The sequence below is a fragment of the Rubrobacter taiwanensis genome (assembly GCF_004337705.1).
Classification (GTDB): Bacteria; Actinomycetota; Rubrobacteria; order Rubrobacterales; family Rubrobacteraceae; genus Rubrobacter_C; species Rubrobacter_C taiwanensis.
Map to the genome: position 1 here is coordinate 54,763 of NZ_SKBU01000038.1, position 17,122 is coordinate 71,884.

The following is a 17,122-nucleotide window of genomic DNA, read 5'->3' on the forward strand; positions in this document are numbered from 1 at the left end:
ATCCTGACGGGCGGGCCGGGGCGGGGACGCGCGGTGACGCTTCTGCCGCCGACCTACGTCGCCGTGGTCCCGGCGGGGCGGGTTCTGGCGACGGTGCCCGATGCCATCGAGGAGTTTGCGAGCCGCGGGAGGGTGCCGGCGAACTTCTGCTTCCACACCGGCCCCAGCCGCTCCGGGGACATAGAGATGTCGCTGGCCATAGGGGTGCACGGGCCGGGGGACGTGCACGTGGTGCTGGTAGGCGGAGATGAGTAGCGAGGGGCCGGCCGTATACGTTGGACCCGAAAGGGACTACTTCGGCGCCGAGCACGCCGGAGCCTTCCTGCAGGCCGTGGAGCGGGGCGGGGGCAGGGTGGTCGAGAGCCCGGAGGAGGCCGAGGCCATCGTATGGCTCGGCTCGGACGGCTCCCGGCTGCGGGAGCTGCTCCACCCGGGTATCCGCTGGGTACAGCTGCCGTCTGCGGGAGTGGAGACCTGGGTGGAGCAGGGGCTGCTGGACCGGGAGCGGGTCTTTACCTCGGCCGCCGGGGCCTACTCGGATACGGTGGCCGAGCACGCCCTCGCGCTGATGCTGGCCGGAGCCCGGAGGCTGCACGAGTGCGCTCGTGCTACGGAGTGGAGGGCCGGCTGGGGCCGGACGCTCGCGGGTTCGACCGTCGTGGTGCTGGGCGCCGGAGGGATCGGGCGGGCCCTGATCCGGATGCTGAAGCCGCTGGGACCGCGGGTCTTCGCCGTGACCCGCAGCGGGCGCGAGGTGCCGGACGCGGACGAGAGCCGCGCTGCGGATGAGATGGACAGACTCTGGCCAGAAGGAGATTTCTTCGTGATCGCCGCGCCGGCTACCGCCGCTACGCGGCACATGATAGGTGCCGGCGAGCTGGCCGCAATGAAGGAGAGCGCCTGGGTCGTCAACGTGGCCCGCGGCTCCCTGATAGACACCGAGGCTCTGGTGGAGGCGCTCGCAGCCGGCAGCATCGGCGGGGCTGCACTGGACGTCACCGACCCCGAGCCGCTGCCCGATGGACACCCCCTGTGGAGAGAGCCGCGGGCGCTCATCACACCGCACGCGGCGAATCCGCCCGAGGCCCTGGCGCGCAACCTGGGCCGGCGCATCGAGGAGAACGTCTCCCGCTTCCGCAGGGGTGAGGATCTGATAGCACCCGTGGACATGGAGGCGGGCTACTAGCCCGAAAGACTTAGATAAAGGATGCCCGGCTTGCGAAACGCCGGCTGAAAGAGGACTCTCCTAAACCCGGCGGTCGGACGTAGCACTCGCCCGCCTGAATTGACAGATGATCCTGCCAATACTACGATACTAGAAACAAGCGTTACCATTCTTGGGTTATGGGGGAGATAGACCGGGGGCTCGCTACGAGGCGGTAGGCGGGCGGATCGGGAGGAACCGGTCGTGTCCGAACGTGGGAGGAGAGAAAGGGGTGAGCGATGAGGCTGGAAGGCAAGGTCTGCATAGTGACCGGAGGCGCCACCGGCATCGGTGAGGCCTCCGCCCTCGCTTTGGCCCGCGAGGGCGCCCGGGTCGTGGTCGGCGACGTAAACGTCGAGGAGGGGCGCAAGACCGTCGAGGAGATAGAGAGGGAGGGGGGTGAGGCGCTCTTCGTCGAGTGCGACGTCTCCAAAGAAGAGGATGCCCGGCGGCTTGTGGAGGAGGCCGTTGCTGCGTTCGGCAGGATAGACGTGCTCTTCAACAACGCCGGGATCAACATCACCGAGGGCGGCGTCCCGGAGATGAAGGTCGAGGACTGGCGCAGGACCTTTGCGGTCAACGTGGACGGCATCTTCTGGTGCAGCCGGTACGCCATCCCCGAGATGCGCAAAAGCGGTGGTGGCAGGATCATCAACACCGCCTCCCCCAGCTCCTTCGTCGGCTGGGCCGGCAACGCTGCCTACATAGCCTCCAAGGGGGCCGTGATGTCCCTGACACGGGCCATGGCCATGGACCACGCCAGGGAGAACATCCGGGTCAACGCCATCGTGCCGGGTCTTATCCTGAGCCCCCTCGGACTCAACTGGGCCCAGCAACAGGAGGACCCCGAGGCCGTCAAGCAGAACATCCACCCCATCGGCCGGCCCGGTTACCCGGAGGACGTGGCCCCGGTGGTGGTGTTCCTGGCTCAGGACGACACGGAGTTCGCCACCGGCGCACCGTTCTTCATGGACGGCGGACTGGTCGCCGGATAAGGGGCGGGAGAGATGATCGGGATCCGCGGGGTCGGTGGGGGCGGAACATCGGTGAGGAGCGGTTGAGATACCTGAGGTGGGCGATCTTCCGGATCTCGGGTGGAGAGGAAGCGTGGACGCCCTGGTAATCGGTTGCGGCGTAATCGGTCTCTCCACGGCCATCTGCCTGCAGGAAGCGGGGCTGGAGGTGGAGGTCTGGGCGGCGGAGATGCCCCGCGAATCCACCTCCGGCGTTGCGGCCGCCGTGTGGTACCCCTACAAAGCCTATCCCCAGAACCGGGTGCTAAAGTGGGGCGGCCAGACCTACGCGGCCTTCGAGAAGCTGGCCGGAGACGGGCAGACTGGCGTGCGCATGGGCGAGGGGGTAGAGCTCTGGCGCAGGGAGGTGCCGGACCCCTGGTGGAAGGATGCGGTCTCACGCTTCCGGCGGTGCGAAGAACACGAGCTGCCGCCGGGCTACCGCGACGGTTATGTGTTCACCGTGCCGGTGATCGAGATGCCCCGCTACCTGCAGTACCTGCTGGAGCGTTTTGCCGGGGCCGGGGGGCGCCTCACAAGGCGGGTTGTGCGTTCGCTGGAAGAGGCGGCGGAGGCGTCACCGCTGGTCTTCAACTGCACGGGGCTCGGGGCGCGCGAGCTGGTTGGTGACAGACTACTGAGCCCGATTCGGGGCCAGATAGTGCGGGTGCGCAACCCCGGCCTAGAGCGCTTCGTGCTGGACGAGGAGCACCCCGAAGAGCCCACCTACATCGTGCCGCGCACGGAGGACTGCGTTCTCGGGGGCACGGCTCAGGAGAGGCGCTGGGATATAGAGCCGGACCCGGAGACCGCGGCGGCAATTCTGCGGCGCTGCGTCTCTCTGGAGCCGCGTCTGGCGGACGCCGAGGTGCTGGAGCACAGGGTGGGGTTGAGGCCGGGCAGGCCGGAGGTGCGGCTGGAGCGCGAGGAGCTTGGGAGCGGCGCTCTGTGCGTGCACAACTACGGGCATGGCGGGGCGGGGGTCACGCTCTCCTGGGGCTGCGCCCGGGAGGCGTGCGCGCTGGTATTGGAGCGGATAGGGTAGTGTGTGGAGGCCGGCTACTGGAGCGCCGCTGAGAGGACCGGCCCGGGGTCGTAGCCCGCGGGGGCCGGGACCAGCGGCGGGCGCACGGTGCCCAGTAGGATTCCGTGCCGGGCCCCGGCGAGCTTCTTGAGCAGCGCGGCCGAGGTATACTCCTTGGTCATCGCCCGCACCTTCTGCAGCTTCTCGGAGAGTCTCCGGCCTCCGGCTTCGTCTCCGGCCTCGACCCGGCGGTACATCTCGACCACCTCCTCGGGGATGAAGTTGGCGAGGGCCGAGATCATGCCCTGAGCCCCCAGATTGAGGTTCTCCCAGAGGCTGTCCTCGGTGCCCAGCAGCACCCCTTTGCCGGCATCGAGCACGGCCTTGGTATAGGCCGGGTCTCCTCCCGAGTCCTTCACTCCCCAGACCGGGAGCTCCGCCACCAGCTCCACCGGGACGGGCACGGCGTACTTGGGGATGTGGTACACGATAACCGGGTGGCGGGAGGCTTCCAGGACCGGCTCGTAGAACCTCTTCAGCCCTTCGGCCTTCGCGGGCTTGAAATAGTAGGGCGGGAGCACCATCACCGCGGTTGCGGGTTTGTCGTTGAGCCAGTCTAGCATCTGCAGCGTCTCGGGCAGGTTGCCCTGCGCCACGTTGGGTACGATCTCGAGCGGGAGCTCCCGCTCGAAGAGGGTTTCCAGCACCTCCAGCTTCTCCCGGAGCGCCACGGAGGGGCCCTCCCCGTTGGTGCCGAAGGGCACAACCCCCTGCACGCCCCGCTCGCCCAGCCACTCCACGTGCCCCAGGTAGGCTTCCCGGTCGATGGTGAACTCCCCGTCTTCTCTGAACGGGGTTACGTTGGCCACGTACACGCCGCCCTGCATATGATCTACCTCCCCAGAGACTCGCGACCTTCCAGAAATTCTTCCAGCTCCTCCCGGTCGGGCAGCCCCTCGTAGTCGCCGAGGGTCATCACGCTGTAGGCTCCCATGGCGTTTGCGACGCGCAGGCGCTCTTCCGGCGGGAGTCCCCAAAGCATGCCGGCGAGGTACCCGGCCGCGAACGCGTCGCCGGCTCCTATCGGGTCCACTTCCTCCACCCGGAAGCCGGGGTGTTCGATCGGCTCGCCGCCCACCAGCGCCAGGCTGCCCTCCCGGCCGCGCTTGAGCACGATCTCCCGGGGGCCTGCCTCGCTCAGCTTCTGCAGGAGGTCCGCGCCGTCGTGGTTCCAGAGCGCCTGCGCCTCCTCCGCGCTGACGAAGAGCAGGTCCACCATCGGCAGCACCTCCTCCGTGAACCGGAGCGCTTCTTTGGCGGACCAGAGCTTGGACCGGTAGTTGACGTCGAAACTGATCCGGGCCGGGCTGCCGCCGAGCTTCTGCATCAGCGCCCGGGTGAACGTCCGGCAACTCCCGGAGAGGGCGGGGGTGATGCCGGTGAGGTGCACGTAGCGCGCCTGCGCGAAGTACTCGAGATCCACGCCGTCTATGCTCATCTTTGAGGCGGCCGATCCTTCCCTGTAGTAGTAGACGCGCGTGCTCTTCCCCACCCGCTCCCGCAGGTAGAGGCCGGTAGGAGCTTCCTGCAGGAGCCGGACCCGGGAGGTGTCGACGCCCTCGCCGCGGATGCGGTCCAGCACGAGATGGCCGGGTTCGTCCGAGCTCAGGGCGCTCACCCAGCCCGCGCTTATGCCGAGACGGGAGAGTGCGATCGCCACGTTGGACTCGGCGCCCCCGATCTTCAGCTCCAGGCCGGTCGCATGCCGCAGGCGGCCCGGAGCGGACGGGGTCGCAAGCACCATGGTCTCCCCGGCCGTGACCACGCTGGGCCGGGCTGCCGGGCTGTCCTGCCGTACCAAAACCGGATTCCCTCCCTCTCTAAGATTCCCTAGCAGCGGGCGCCGAGCCGGTGCCCAATCTCCCGGGCAGCGGCTTTCGTGGCCCGGGCGAGCTCGCCGCGCAGCAGGCGTTTGGGCAGCCGGTGCGCCGGGCCGGAGATTGAGACGGCCGCGACGGTCTTGCCGCTCGCGTCCCTTATGGGAGCGGCCACACACCGCACGCCCTCCTCGTGCTCTTCGAGGTCGAGGGCGTACCCGCGCTCGCGCACCTTCTCCAGCTCTCTCCTCAGCTCGTCCGGGTCGCAGAGCGTGCTGGTCGTGTACTTGTGGAGCGAGCCGCGGCTCTCCAGCTCCGCGATCGGGTCTCCTTCCATCCCGGAGAGCATCGCCCGGCCCAGAGCGGTGCAGTAGGAGGGAGCCGTACGCCCCACCTCTGACATCATGACGCCGACGGCGTGCGTGGTCGCCAGCTTCTCCAGATAGACCACCCGGAGCTCGTCGTCGAGCATGCCCAGATGCACCGTCTCGTCGAACTCCTCGCGCAGCCGCTCCATGATGGGCCGCGCCTCGCGGCGGAGGTCGGTCTGCTCCAGGTAGGCCTGTCCCAGCTCCAGGCACCGGACCCCGAGACGGTAGGAGTCGGAGCCCGCGACCCGCTCTACGAGGCCGGTCTCCTCCAGCGTCCGCAGCATGCGGAAGACCGACGGCTTGGCCAGCCCGGAGCGTGAGGCCAGCTCGTTCAGGGAGGCTCCTCCCTTGCTGGTCCGGAGCAGTTCCAGCAGGGAGACGGCCCGGATCACGGCCCGGACCCTGTACCCGTCCCGGGTGTTGGAAGGCTCTGGCATAATTCTAATTATCTTACACCCCTCCCGTTCTCACCGGCCCAGCCACCCGCCGTCCACGGGCAGGATGGTTCCGTGCACGTACGCGGCCGCGTCCGAGGCGAGGAAGACCGCGGCCCCCTTCAGGTCCTCCGGTTCTCCCCAACGTCCGGCCGGTATCCGGGCGAGCAGCGCTTCGCTGCGCTCCGGGTCGTCGCGGAGATCGGCGGTGAGCTCGGTTGTGTAGTAGCTGGGGGCGAGGGCGTTGACGTTTATGCCCCGGCCCGCCCACTCGTTGGCGAGCGCCCGGGTCAGGTTGGCGACGCCGCTCTTGGACGCCGCGTAGGAGGGGACCGTGATGCCGCCCTGGTAGGAGAGCACCGAGGCCAGGTTTATGATCTTGCCGCCCCGGCCCGCCGCTACGAAGTGCCGCGCGGCGGCCTGGGAGAGGTAGAACACGCTCGTGAGGTTGACGCTTAGCACGTCCTCCCAGTCCTGCTCGGAGAACTCCAGCGCCGGCGCCCGCCGGATGACGCCGGCGTTGTTTACCAGGATGTCCAGCCGCCCGAGCTCCCGGACGCACTCCGCGACTATCTTCTCCGCCTGCGCGGCGGTCGCCTCGCGCAGATCGAAGCGCAGCTTCTGCGCCCGGCGGCCCGAAGCGGAGATCTCCCGCGCCGTCTCCTCCGCCTCCAGACGGTCGAGTACGGCCACGTCGGCCCCCGCCTCGGCCAGACCGGCGGCGATGGCCCGGCCCAGCCCCCGGGCGGCCCCGGTGACGAGCGCCACCCGCCCGTCGAGCCTGAACGCGTCGAGGATGCCCACTAGTAACAGAGGTCCAGCGGTTCGATGCCCTGCTCGCGGCAGTGGTTCAGATAGCGTTCGAGTTTCGTGAAGACGTCGTCCTGGTAGATCAGGTTGTCTTCCTCATCCATGTACTGGATCACGCCCTCGATCATGAAGAGGGTGATCATCTCCCCCTCGTCCACGACCAGCGTGTGGATGTCGCCCGGCGGCTCCCAAACCAGCGTGCCCGGCCGCGCCACCCAGTCGCGCTCCAGATAACGCCAGCTGCCCCGGATGACGTACCCGTGCACCTGCCCCCCGTGCCGGTGCCGGTTTACCCGGCCGCCGCCGGTTACCTTCAGGAGGTTAATCCAACGCCCAGTCCCAAGGTCGAACCGGAGCGGCTTGAACCAGACTCCCTCCGCCTGCGGAACCCACGGGATCTCCTCGCCGTGGATCGCCTGATCGGGCAGACCCCGCTCCAGAGCCTCCCGAAGCCCCTCCTGCGGATTCATGTTTTTACCCCCTTCCCGGACTGGGTTTCGTATAGTAAAACCCAGTCTTGCCTGACAACACAAACCCATGATACACTGCCAAGAACAACGATTCCAGAGGTTGGGGGTTGGCGGTAGGTTTAATCCTGAGAGGAGGCTGTTCATCCGTGGGGTGGAGGTTGCTGCGAGTTTCGGGGCTGGCTGTAGCGGTGGTTACTCTGCTGGGGGTTGTGGCGTGCGGGCCTGCTGGGGAGGATGAGTTTCCTTCGGAGCAGATCGAGATAATAGTGCCGTGGGCTGCGGGGGGTGGCACGGACCAGACCGCCCGGCAGCTGGCGGCGGTGGCTGAGGAGACCTGTGGCACGGGCATCATAGTCAGCAACCAGACCGGCAGCACGGGGGCTGTGGGGTTTCAGGCTGCTGCGACGGCGCGGCCCGATGGCTACACGGTGGGGCTGGCTACGGTGGAGATCGCCATGATCAACCACTTGGGCGTCGCTCCGGTCACGCCCGAGGATGTGCGGGGTGTGATGCAGTACAACTTCGACCCGGCGGCCTTCAGCGTCGGCTCCGACTCCCCGTATGAGAGCATCGAGGACGTCATCGCGGCTGCTGAGGACGGCGAGGACATCCGGGTGGGGACGAGCGGGACCGGGAGCATCTGGCACGTGGCGGCTGCCGGTCTGGCCCGGGAGGCCGGGGTGGAGTTCACCTACGTGCCGTTCGACGGGGCGGCCCCGGCGATCGCGGCCGTGCTCGGGGGGCAGATCGAGGCCACCTCGGCCAGCGGGGCCGAGGTCGCGCCGCAGGTGGAAGCGGGAGAGCTGCGGCCGCTCGTTGTGATGGGCGAGGAGCGGTTGGACATCCTGCCCGACACGCCCACCACGCAGGAGGTCGGCATAGACTGGGAGTCCGGGGCGTGGAGAGGGCTTGTGGTGCCCAACGACACGCCGGACGACGTGGTCCAGACCCTGAACGAGTGTTTCCGGGAGGCGTACGAGTCCGAGCAGTTCCAGGACTTCATGGAGACTCAGGGCTTCGGGATGGTCTACCGGGACGCCGGCGAGTTCGAGAGCTACATGGATGAGGAGTTCGAGCGGTTTGGGGAGTTGATCCGGGAGCTGGACATCCGGGCGGAGTAGCCGTGCGCGCCGGGGTGGGCGACATCGTGGCCGCTGCGCTCCTGGTGGCCGTCGCGGTTGCGGTGGTTCTGCTTACTCTGGACTTCCCTCCGCCGGGACAGCCGGACGATCCGGGAGCGGCCACGTTTCCCAGGATGGTTGCGGGAGCGCTTGCGGTCTTCGCTCTGCTGCTGCTCGTGCAGGGGGGAAGGAGTGAGGAGTCCCTGCCGCGGGGGCGCGCGCTGCTGCGGGTGGTGGGGGTTGTGGTGCTGCTCGCCATCTACGCTGCTGTGCTTGAAGCGCTCGGCTTCATGTTGGCGACTATGCTCTTCCTGGTGGGCGCTCTGCTGCTGGCCGGGATGCGCCGGCCGCTGATGCTGGCGCTCATGCCCGTAGGGGTGAGTCTCACGCTCTTCTACGTGTTCTCCGTGCTGCTGAGGGTCTCTTTGCCGCGCGGCGTATTGGAGAGGTTCATCTTTTGAGCGGCTGGGCCGCGGGTTTCGAGGCCGTCCTGGACCCCCAGGCGCTGTTCCTCATCCTGGCCGGGGTGCTCGTCGGGATACTCGTGGGGGCTCTGCCGGGGCTCTCGGCCACGATGGCGGTGGCCGTCCTGCTGCCTTTCACCTTCGCGCTGGAGCCGGTGGACGGGATGATGCTGCTTCTGGGCATCTACGGCGGAGCGCTGTACGCGGGTTCGATCCCGGCGATCCTGATCCGGGCCCCGGGCACGCCTTCGGCGGCCGCCACCGTTCTGGACGGGCATCCCATGAGTCAGCGGGGACGGGCGGGCGAGGCGCTCAGCATCTCCGTCGTCGCGTCCGCGGTCGGGGGGATGGTGGGCGTGGTGTTCCTGGCGCTCTTCGCTCCGAGGGTCGCGGAGTTCGCGCTGCGGTTCGGGCCGGCGGAGTACTTTATGCTCTCGATCTTCGCGCTTACGATCATCGCCTCGCTCTCTGAGAGCGCGATGGTGAAGGGCCTGATCAGCGGCACGCTGGGCCTGCTCATCGCCATGATCGGGCTGGACCCCATCCAGGCCTTCCCGCGCTTCGCCTTCGGGAGCGTGGAGCTGAGCGCCGGCATCCAGTTCATCCCGATCCTCATCGGGCTCTTCGGTGTTGCGGAGGCGCTGCGGCAGTTCGAGCGGCTGCGGGGCGGAGTGGAGGAACGGCCGGCGCTGGGCAGCTTCCGGCTGGGGTTCGACCGCCTGAAGCGGCTCGCCCCCACCACGGCCGGCTCCTCCGTGCTCGGGTTCCTGGTCGGCGTGCTGCCCGGCACGGGCGGGGACATCGGCTCCTTCGTCGCCTACAATGAGACCAAACGATTCGCCCGCGGCGAGAAGAACTTCGGCCGGGGAGACCCGCGCGGAGTCGCGGCGGCGGAGTCGGCCAACAACGCCTCGACCGCCGGGGCGCTGACCCCGACGCTCACCCTCGGCATCCCCGGTGACTCGGTCTCGGCGATCCTGATCGGGGCGATCACGGTCCACGGTCTCCGGCCCGGCCCGCAGCTCTTTACCGGCAGCCCGGAGCTGGTCTACGGCATCTTTATCGGGTTCTTCCTCGTCTACACCTGCCTGCTGGTGGTCGGCCTGCTGGGGATCCGGCTCTGGGTGCAGCTGATGCGGGTGCCCACGCGGTTCCTCTGGCCGACCGTGCTCGTCCTGAGCGTGGTGGGCTCCTATGCCCTGCGCTCCAACCCGTTCGACGTGCTGGTCATGCTGCTGGCCGCCGTGCTCGGCTATTTCATGATGAAGGGCGGCTACCCGCTGGCCCCGCTGGTGATAGGGGTTATCCTAGGTCCCATCGCGGAGAGCGGGTTCCGGCGGGCCATGATCATCAGCGGCGGTAGCTTCGAGTGGCTGCTCACCCCGATCCCGCTCACCCTGCTCATCCTCACCCTCGCTTCGATCGCCCTCGCCGCCCTGCGCGCCAGGAGCGGGTCCGCCTCTTCAGCATAATTCCGGCCGCGGAAGACGCCCTCCTGAGAACCCTCCGCCCCAAGCACCGGGCGCGCCCGGTTGACAGAGCCGAAAATTGGTATGACAATATCTGCGGGGTGGCCGGGCAGAAGAGACGGACGAAGCTGCGGGACCGGGCGGCGGAGAGGATTCTGGAGATGGTAATCTCTGGCAACCTCAGCCCGGGGGAGCGGCTGCCGCCGGAGCGCGAGCTGTGCGAGCGGCTGGGCGTGAGCCGCACCGTGGTCCGGGAGGCGCTCAATCTCCTTGAGGTTCGGGGTCTGCTGGAGATCGAGCACGGCCGGGGGGCGGTGGTCAGTGGCGGTGGCGGGCATGCTGTACGGGATACTCTGGAGCTTCTGCTGCGCGTCAGGCCCCGGGCTCTGGGGGAGCTGTTGGAGATTCGCAGGATCCTGGAGGTGGAGATAGCCGGGCTCGCCGCCGAGCGGGCTCTCCCGGAGGACGTGCGGGCGATGCGGGAGGCTCTGGACAGGATGCGCACCCGGATAGACGCTCCCGAGGGGTATGTGGACGCCGACGTAGAGTTCCACGCGCACCTGGCGCGCTGCACCCGCAACGAGGTTCTGCTCGTGATGCTGGAGCCGGTGGTGGAGCTGCTCCGGGCCAGCCGCCGGGTGACGGCGTCGCTGCCCGGCACTGCCCGGCGGGCGTTGCGGGAGCACGCGGCGATCCTGGACCGCGTGGCCGCCGGGGATGTCGAGGGGGCCCGGTGCGAGATGCGCGCTCACCTGATGGCCACCGCGAGAGACATGGAGCGGGCCACCGGCGGCCAGGTCGTGGACTTGGGCCTCCGGCGGCCGGAGAGACTCACGGAGGGAGGTTCATGAGGGCGCGGGAGCTGCTGGCCGGACTGGGTCTGCCGGGGCGCGATCTGCACGAGCTGCCCGCTTCGGAGAAGCGCTTCCCAGATGGAGCGCACTACCGGGTCGAGATCCCGAGCGTCGAGGGTCCGCGGGTGCTGGAGGCCGTCATTGAGGAGGCGCGGCGGCGGGAGGTTCACGTCCACCGGGTCTCGCAGGGCTCGGGGATCATGCTGCTTACCGACCCGGAGATCCTGGAGATGTGCCACATGGCCCGCGAGGCCGGGATGGAGCTCTCGCTGTTCGTGGGGCCGCGGGCCGGCTGGGACACCGGCGCGGGCGTGGTATCGAGCGCCGGCAAGACGCTGGGCGCGCAGCACCGGGGACAGGACCAGCTCGCCTACGCGCTGGAGGACGTGCTACGGGGCGTGGAGCTGGGGTTGCGCGGGGTGCTGGTCGCGGATGTGGGCCTGATGTGGGTGTTGCGGGACCTCAAAAAACGGGGCGTGCTGCCGGAGGACTTTGTGGTCAAGGTCTCCGTGCAGCTCGCGGCTGCCAACGCCGCGGCCATAAAGGCGATGGAGGATCTGGGAGCCGGTACGTACAACGTCCCGACGGACCTCAGCCTCGCGCAGCTCGCCGCCATCCGGGCTGCCGCCGGCCTACCGCTGGACGTGTACGTCGAGGCGCCGGACGACTTCGGCGGGTTCGTACGGCACTACGAGATCCCCGATCTCGTGCGGGTGGCCGCCCCGGTGTACGTGAAGTTCGGCCTGCGCAACGCGCCCAACATCTACCCGTCCGGGCTACACCTGGAGGACGTGGCGATCAGGCTCGGCAGGGAGCGGGTGCGGCGGGCGCAGGTAGGGCTCGAACTGCTGCGGCGCTACTATCCGGAGGCCGAAACCACGACGCCCGGTGCGGTCTTTTCCGGCATTCCCACCGTTGTCGAGGAGAGGGCATGAAGGTAACCGGAGTAGACACCTTCGTAGTCGGGACCGGCTGGCGCAACCTGACCATCGTCCGGGTGCGCACCGACGAGGGGCTGACGGGCCTGGGCGAGGTCAGGATGGTCAACCACACCGACGCCCTGCTCGGGTACCTCAAGGAGGCCGTTCCCCGGTACGTGATCGGGCACGACCCCTTCCGCATCGAGGACCTGGTGCGCCGGATGCAGCGCGACGATTTCTCGCGGCCGGGCGAGGTGATGAGCTCCGGGATCGCCGTGCTGGAGATGGCCTGCTGGGACATCGTGGGCAAGGCTCTAGGGCAGCCGGTGTACAACCTGCTCGGCGGCCCGGTGCGCGATCGCATAAAAGCCTACGCCAACGGCTGGTACCGGGTCGAGCGCACCCCGGAGCAGTTCCACGCCGCCGCAAAACAGGTGGTAGAGCGGGGCTACACCGCGCTCAAGCTGGACCCGTTCGGTCCCGGCTACTACGAGCTGGAGCGCGCCGAGAAGCTGCGGGCCGCCGCCATTGTGGAGGCGGTGCGGGACGCGGTAGGGCCGGAGGCCGAGATCCTGCTGGAGATGCACGGCCGGTTCTCGCCCGCCACCGCGATCGAGATGGCGCGCCTGCTGGAGCCCTACGGGCTGGGCTGGGCCGAAGAGCCCGTCCCGCCCACGAACCTCAAGGCCCTGAAGAAGGTGGCAGAGGGTATCGGCGTGCCCGTCGCGACCGGAGAGCGCATCCACAACCGCGTCGAGTACCGGGAGCTGTTCGAGCTGCAGGCGGTGGACGTGATCCAACCCGACATAACCCAGATGGGCGGCCTCCTGGAGACGAAGAAGCTGGCCGCCTGGGCCGACGCCTACTTCGTGACCGTCGCCCCGCACAACGTGGGCGGCCAGATCTCTACCGCCGCGGCCCTCCACCTGGCGGCCTGCACGCCCAACTTCCGCATCCAGGAGTACTTTAACGACTTCGCCGACCCCTGGGTGAAGGAGACGGCCCCCGGCGTGCCGGAGGTGCGGGACGGGTACTTCGAGCTCCCCGGCGGCCCGGGCCTCGGCGTCGAACTGGACGAGGCCGCAGTCGAGGCCCACCCCCGGCAGGACGTGCACTTCAACCTCTTCGCCGAGGGGTGGGAGAAGCGCGCCGCCGCCCGCGCCTCCGGAGCCGGCCGGTGATCGACCTGAGCGGCCGCAAGGCGCTGGTCACCGGAGCCGGCATGGGCATCGGGCAGGGGGTGGCCGTGGAGCTGGCCCGGCAGGGGGCCGAGGTCGCCGTCCACTACCCGCCGTTCGAGAAGAGCGCGGACGCGACGGTGGAGCGCATCAACGGGCTCGGCGGGAGAGCCGCGACCGTACGGGGCGACCTCCGGGTGGTGAGCGAGTGCCGGAGGGTGGTGGACGAGGCGGCCGCCGCTCTGGACGGCCTCGACATCCTGGTGAACAACGCCGGCGTCACCCGGACGCGAGACTTCCTGGAGATGGACGAGGAGGTGTACGGCGAGCAGTTCGAACTGAACGTGCGGGGCTACTTCTTCTGCGCGCAGCAGGCGGTCCCGCACATGCTGGAGCGCGGCGGAGGCAGCATAGTGAACATAAGCTCCATTCACGGCCGCGGCGGGCTTCCCCGGCACTCGGCCTATGCCGCGACCAAGGGCGCGGTGGACGCCTTCACCCGCGAGCTGGCCGTAGAGCTGGCCGGGCAGAAGATCCGGGTAAACGCCGTCGCCCCCGGCATCATCGAGGTGCCCCGCTACTTCGACATCCCCGGCTACACCACCGAGTTCGGAAACACCCTGGTTCCCGCCGGAAGGGTGGGAACCCCGGAGGACGTGGGGCGCGCCGTGACCTTCCTCGCCTCCGACGCCGCAGACTTCATCACCGGACAGGTGCTCTACGTGGACGGCGGCACCTCCGCCCGGATGGGACTCTGGTGGGACCAGGGCGACCGGCCCCGCTAGGAGAGCGAGAAGCGCTTGACAGAGATGTGGTGATTGGTATAACAATATCTTTAAGAGCTTGCACGGCTTCTTACTAGCCGGGTGGCTCGTCTCAGGTGGAAGGGTTTCGCTGGGGAAGGAGGAAAGATCGGTTATGGAGGGGAGCGTACCGGACGGTTACGGGCTATCGCGGCGGAGGTTTCTGGCTGCGAGTGCGCTGGCGGGGGCGTTGCTCGCTGGGTGTGGTGTACGTCGGGAGGAGGGACCGGCCGAGGGTGCCGGCTACGGCAATTATCCCGAGACTCCTGAGTACAACTTCGTCTTCGTCAACCACGTGACGACCAATCCGTTCTTCACGCCGACGCGGTACGGGATCGAGGACGCGCAGGCGCTGGTGGGCACTACCTCGCAGTGGACGGGTTCGGAGACGTCGAACGTGCGGGAGATGGTGGACGCGATGAACACGGCGATCTCCGGCAACGCAGATGGCATAGCGGTCTCCATCGTGGATCCCGACGCGTTCAACGGGCCTATCGAGCGGGCGCTGGAGCAGGACATCCCGGTCGTTGCGTACAACGCCAACGGCGAGGGGCCGGGGACGAACCCGGCGCTGGCATATATCGGGCAGGATCTCTTCCTCTCCGGGGTGGAGATGGGCAAGCGGATCGTGGAGCTCGTCCAGGAGGGTCCGGTGGTGTTGTTCATCGCCACGCCCGGGCAGCTCAACATCCAGCCCCGGATAGACGGGGCCATACAGGCCATCGAGGACTCTGGGGCGCCCATTGAGTACGAGCAGATCGCGACCGGGGCCGAGCTGCCGGAGGAGTTGAGCCGCGTCGAGTCCTACTATCAGGGGCATCAGGATGTGCGGGGCATGTTCGCCGTGGACGCCGGCAGCACGCAGGCTGTGGCCCAGATAATGGAGAAGTACGATCTGCACGCGCAGGGCGTTCGGGGCGGCGGGTACGATCTGCTGCCGGAGACGCTGCGGCTTTTGAACGAGGGTCACATAGACTTCACGATAGACCAGCAGCCGTATCTGCAGGGCTTCTACCCGGTGCTGCAGCTCTTTCTGTACAAGATCTCCGGGGGGCTTACGGGTCCGGCGGAGACCAACACCGGGCTGCTCTTCGTGGAGCAAGAGGACGCGGCGCTCTACCTGGAGACCGAGTCCCGCTTCGAGGGCGATTCGGAGGAGCAGAAGATCCTGGATCCCGAAGCTCAGGGCTGATGGCGACCCAAGCGACGGCAGAGAAGAGGCCCGGGTTCTTCCCGCAGCTGCTGGAGGCCCTGGTCCGGCGGCAGGAGGCCGGCATCCTCGTCGTCTCGGTGGGCCTGATCCTCTACTTCTACCTCCGCAACCCGGCGTTCCTGACCCAGGGGAACATCCAGACTCTGGCGCAGTTCATGGCCGCAACGGCCATCGTCGCCTCGGGGCTGGTCATGGTCATGATTCTGGGCGAGATAGACCTCTCGGTCGGCCAGGCGTTCGCGTTCGCGCCCATCGTGATGTGGATAGCCTACGACCAGTTGCTGCTGGTCCTGCCGCTGGCGGTCGTGATAGGTCTGCTCGCCACGGCCGCCGTCGGGCTCGTGAACGGCGTCATGCGGGTGTTCTTCGGCGTGCCGTCCTTCGTGGCCACGCTGGGCATGTTCTTCCTGCTGGGCGGGTTGAACGTCATCCTGGTCGCGGGCTTCCCCAAGCCTGCGCCGGAGGCGAGCTGGCTCAAGTCGGCTTTGGGCGCCTATCCCTACGCCGGAATAATGTGGGCGCTGGTCATCCTGGCGTTCATGCACGTGCTGCTTAACTACACGCGCTGGGGGATGCACACGTTCGCCACGGGCGGCAACTTCATCGGCGCCCGGGAGGCCGGAATCCGGGTGGACCGCATCAGGATCGGCAACTTCATGCTGTGCAGCATGCTCGGAGGGTTCGCCGGCATCCTGGAGGCCATGCGCATCAACTCCATAGATCCGCTGGCCGGCGGGGCCGAGATAATGTTTCTGGCCATCTCGGCGGCGGTCATCGGGGGGACACCGCTCGCCGGTGGGATCGGCACGGTCTTCGGGGCGTTCCTTGGGGCGCTGGCGCTCTCCGTGCTGCGCAACGGCTTCACGCTTCAGGGCGTCAGTGCCTTCACCTTCAACGTGATCCTGGGCATCACCGTGCTCATCGTCATGGTGCTCAACGTCTACGTCATTACCCGGTTGCGCAAGGGGAGGAGGGTAACGTGACGGCGGAGGCTCCGGACGCCCTGCGGGTAGAGAACATCGCCAAGCGTTTCGGCTCGGTGACGGCTCTGCAGGACGTCTCGCTGCACCTGCGCAAAGGGGAGGTCCTGGGCCTCATCGGGGACAACGGTGCGGGGAAGTCCACCCTGATCAAGATAATCACCGGGTTCCACCGCCCGGATGCCGGCAGGATCTACCTCGACGGCGAAGAGGTGGAGCTGAAGTCGGTCTCGCAGGCGCAGCGGCTGGGCATCCAGACGGTCTACCAGGACCTGGCGCTGGTGAACGACATGACCGTCTACCACAACATGTTCCTGAACAAAGAGATAACCTGGCGGCCGCTGCCCCTGCTGAACAACCGCAAGATGAAGCATCTCACCCGGCGCTACCTGGACGACATCGGGGTGAGCATCCCGTCCATAGAGACCGAGGTGGCGATGCTCTCCGGCGGCCAGCGGCAGGCCATCGCGGTGGCCCGGGCCGTCTACTCGGAGGACGCCAGGATCCTGCTCCTGGACGAGCCGCTGGCTGCGATGGGCGCGAAGGAGGGGGCTATGATCCTGGACCTGGTGCAGCGCCTGAAGGAGAGTGGGGGGGTCTCGATCATCCTCATCGCTCACAACTACGCCCACGTCCTGGAGGTCTGCGACCGGGTGAACGTGCTGCAGCACGGCCGGATCACCTACGACAAACCCGCTGCGGAGACCTCAGTCGAGGAGCTGACCGAGCTGATGGTCTCCGAGTACCGCAGGGCTCGCACCGGCGGCGGAGGATGAAGGATGGGCCCCGGACAGTCTGTCCGGGGTTCTGCTCTTCGCTTCGTAACGGTTCGGTAACGAAACCTCAATAATCCGGCCAGACCCCTTGCCAGCCCGGCAAAGCGTGCTAGATTCTGCGCCTGTTTGTGTGCCGGAGGC

19 protein-coding genes are annotated in these 17,122 nt (G+C 67.9%); 14 read left to right on the forward strand and 5 right to left on the reverse strand.

Annotation, left to right across the window (positions count from 1 at the left end):
- The 4 genes from E0L93_RS14710 to E0L93_RS14725 all read left to right on the forward strand — a co-directional run.
- The coding region (locus E0L93_RS14710) for a LutC/YkgG family protein (RefSeq protein WP_207890537.1) at window positions 1-255 on the forward strand (255 nt) is incomplete at its 5' end.
- Complete coding sequence (locus E0L93_RS14715) at window positions 248-1,186, forward strand: D-isomer specific 2-hydroxyacid dehydrogenase family protein (RefSeq protein WP_132692834.1); 939 nt, start codon at window positions 248-250, stop codon at window positions 1,184-1,186. The genes E0L93_RS14710 and E0L93_RS14715, both read left to right, overlap by 8 nt.
- A 257-nt stretch (window positions 1,187-1,443) precedes the next feature.
- Entirely contained in the window at window positions 1,444-2,199 is a 756-nt protein-coding gene (locus E0L93_RS14720; protein WP_132692835.1) for an SDR family NAD(P)-dependent oxidoreductase, read from the forward strand.
- Window positions 2,200-2,311: 112 nt separating this feature from the next.
- Window positions 2,312-3,262, forward strand: coding sequence for an FAD-dependent oxidoreductase (locus E0L93_RS14725; RefSeq protein ID WP_132692836.1), 951 nt, complete (start codon window positions 2,312-2,314; stop codon window positions 3,260-3,262).
- Between the two features lie 14 nt (window positions 3,263-3,276).
- On the opposite strand, the gene E0L93_RS14730 is transcribed toward E0L93_RS14725, so the two are convergent.
- Genes E0L93_RS14730 through E0L93_RS14750 form a run of 5 tightly spaced genes read right to left on the reverse strand, consistent with a single transcriptional unit; the run spans window position 3,277 to window position 7,203 of the window.
- Window positions 3,277-4,128: a dihydrodipicolinate synthase family protein gene (locus tag E0L93_RS14730; RefSeq protein WP_132692837.1), complete on the reverse strand. Its 852-nt coding sequence runs from the start codon at window positions 4,126-4,128 to the stop codon at window positions 3,277-3,279.
- A gap of 5 nt (window positions 4,129-4,133) precedes the next feature.
- Window positions 4,134-5,102: a sugar kinase gene (locus E0L93_RS14735; RefSeq protein ID WP_243638258.1), complete on the reverse strand. Its 969-nt coding sequence runs from the start codon at window positions 5,100-5,102 to the stop codon at window positions 4,134-4,136.
- 29 nt (window positions 5,103-5,131) lie between these two features.
- Window positions 5,132-5,926 (reverse strand): IclR family transcriptional regulator, encoded by a 795-nt coding sequence (locus E0L93_RS14740; RefSeq protein WP_132692838.1) that lies wholly within the window; start codon window positions 5,924-5,926, stop codon window positions 5,132-5,134.
- 30 nt (window positions 5,927-5,956) lie between these two features.
- Window positions 5,957-6,727 (reverse strand): 2-dehydro-3-deoxy-D-gluconate 5-dehydrogenase KduD, encoded by a 771-nt coding sequence (gene kduD / locus E0L93_RS14745; RefSeq protein ID WP_279387509.1) that lies wholly within the window; start codon window positions 6,725-6,727, stop codon window positions 5,957-5,959.
- Window positions 6,727-7,203 carry a 2,4'-dihydroxyacetophenone dioxygenase family protein gene (locus E0L93_RS14750; protein WP_132692839.1) on the reverse strand — a complete coding sequence of 159 codons (477 nt, stop codon included), beginning with the start codon at window positions 7,201-7,203 and terminating at the stop codon, window positions 6,727-6,729. The genes kduD and E0L93_RS14750 overlap by 1 nt, the downstream gene beginning before the upstream one ends.
- 146 nt (window positions 7,204-7,349) lie before the next feature.
- On the opposite strand from E0L93_RS14750, the gene E0L93_RS14755 reads away from it, so the two are divergent.
- The 10 genes from E0L93_RS14755 (at window position 7,350) to E0L93_RS14800 (ending at window position 16,981) form a co-directional block, all read left to right on the forward strand.
- Window positions 7,350-8,324, forward strand: coding sequence for a tripartite tricarboxylate transporter substrate binding protein (locus tag E0L93_RS14755; protein ID WP_207890538.1), 975 nt, complete (start codon window positions 7,350-7,352; stop codon window positions 8,322-8,324).
- Window positions 8,325-8,326: 2 nt separating this feature from the next.
- Entirely contained in the window at window positions 8,327-8,785 is a 459-nt protein-coding gene (locus tag E0L93_RS14760; RefSeq protein ID WP_132692840.1) for a tripartite tricarboxylate transporter TctB family protein, read from the forward strand.
- Complete coding sequence (locus tag E0L93_RS14765; RefSeq protein ID WP_132692841.1) at window positions 8,782-10,260, forward strand: tripartite tricarboxylate transporter permease; 1,479 nt, start codon at window positions 8,782-8,784, stop codon at window positions 10,258-10,260. Before E0L93_RS14760 ends, E0L93_RS14765 begins: the two co-directional genes overlap by 4 nt.
- A 98-nt stretch (window positions 10,261-10,358) precedes the next feature.
- A complete protein-coding gene (locus tag E0L93_RS14770) occupies window positions 10,359-11,108 on the forward strand; it encodes a FadR/GntR family transcriptional regulator (protein WP_132692842.1) in 750 nt (249 codons plus the stop codon).
- Window positions 11,105-12,046, forward strand: a complete 942-nt coding sequence (locus E0L93_RS14775; RefSeq protein WP_132692843.1) for a U32 family peptidase — start codon at window positions 11,105-11,107, stop codon at window positions 12,044-12,046. The genes E0L93_RS14770 and E0L93_RS14775 overlap by 4 nt, the downstream gene beginning before the upstream one ends.
- Window positions 12,043-13,212, forward strand: coding sequence for a mandelate racemase/muconate lactonizing enzyme family protein (locus E0L93_RS14780; protein WP_132692844.1), 1,170 nt, complete (start codon window positions 12,043-12,045; stop codon window positions 13,210-13,212). The genes E0L93_RS14775 and E0L93_RS14780 overlap by 4 nt, the downstream gene beginning before the upstream one ends.
- Window positions 13,209-13,994, forward strand: coding sequence for an SDR family NAD(P)-dependent oxidoreductase (locus E0L93_RS14785; protein ID WP_132692845.1), 786 nt, complete (start codon window positions 13,209-13,211; stop codon window positions 13,992-13,994). The genes E0L93_RS14780 and E0L93_RS14785 overlap by 4 nt, the downstream gene beginning before the upstream one ends.
- Before the next feature lie 133 nt (window positions 13,995-14,127).
- Window positions 14,128-15,204: a sugar ABC transporter substrate-binding protein gene (locus E0L93_RS14790; protein ID WP_132692846.1), complete on the forward strand. Its 1,077-nt coding sequence runs from the start codon at window positions 14,128-14,130 to the stop codon at window positions 15,202-15,204.
- A complete protein-coding gene (locus tag E0L93_RS14795; protein WP_132692847.1) occupies window positions 15,204-16,208 on the forward strand; it encodes an ABC transporter permease in 1,005 nt (334 codons plus the stop codon). The genes E0L93_RS14790 and E0L93_RS14795 overlap by 1 nt, the downstream gene beginning before the upstream one ends.
- Window positions 16,205-16,981: an ATP-binding cassette domain-containing protein gene (locus tag E0L93_RS14800; RefSeq protein ID WP_132692848.1), complete on the forward strand. Its 777-nt coding sequence runs from the start codon at window positions 16,205-16,207 to the stop codon at window positions 16,979-16,981. Before E0L93_RS14795 ends, E0L93_RS14800 begins: the two co-directional genes overlap by 4 nt.
- The last annotated feature ends 141 nt before the right edge of the window (window positions 16,982-17,122 follow it).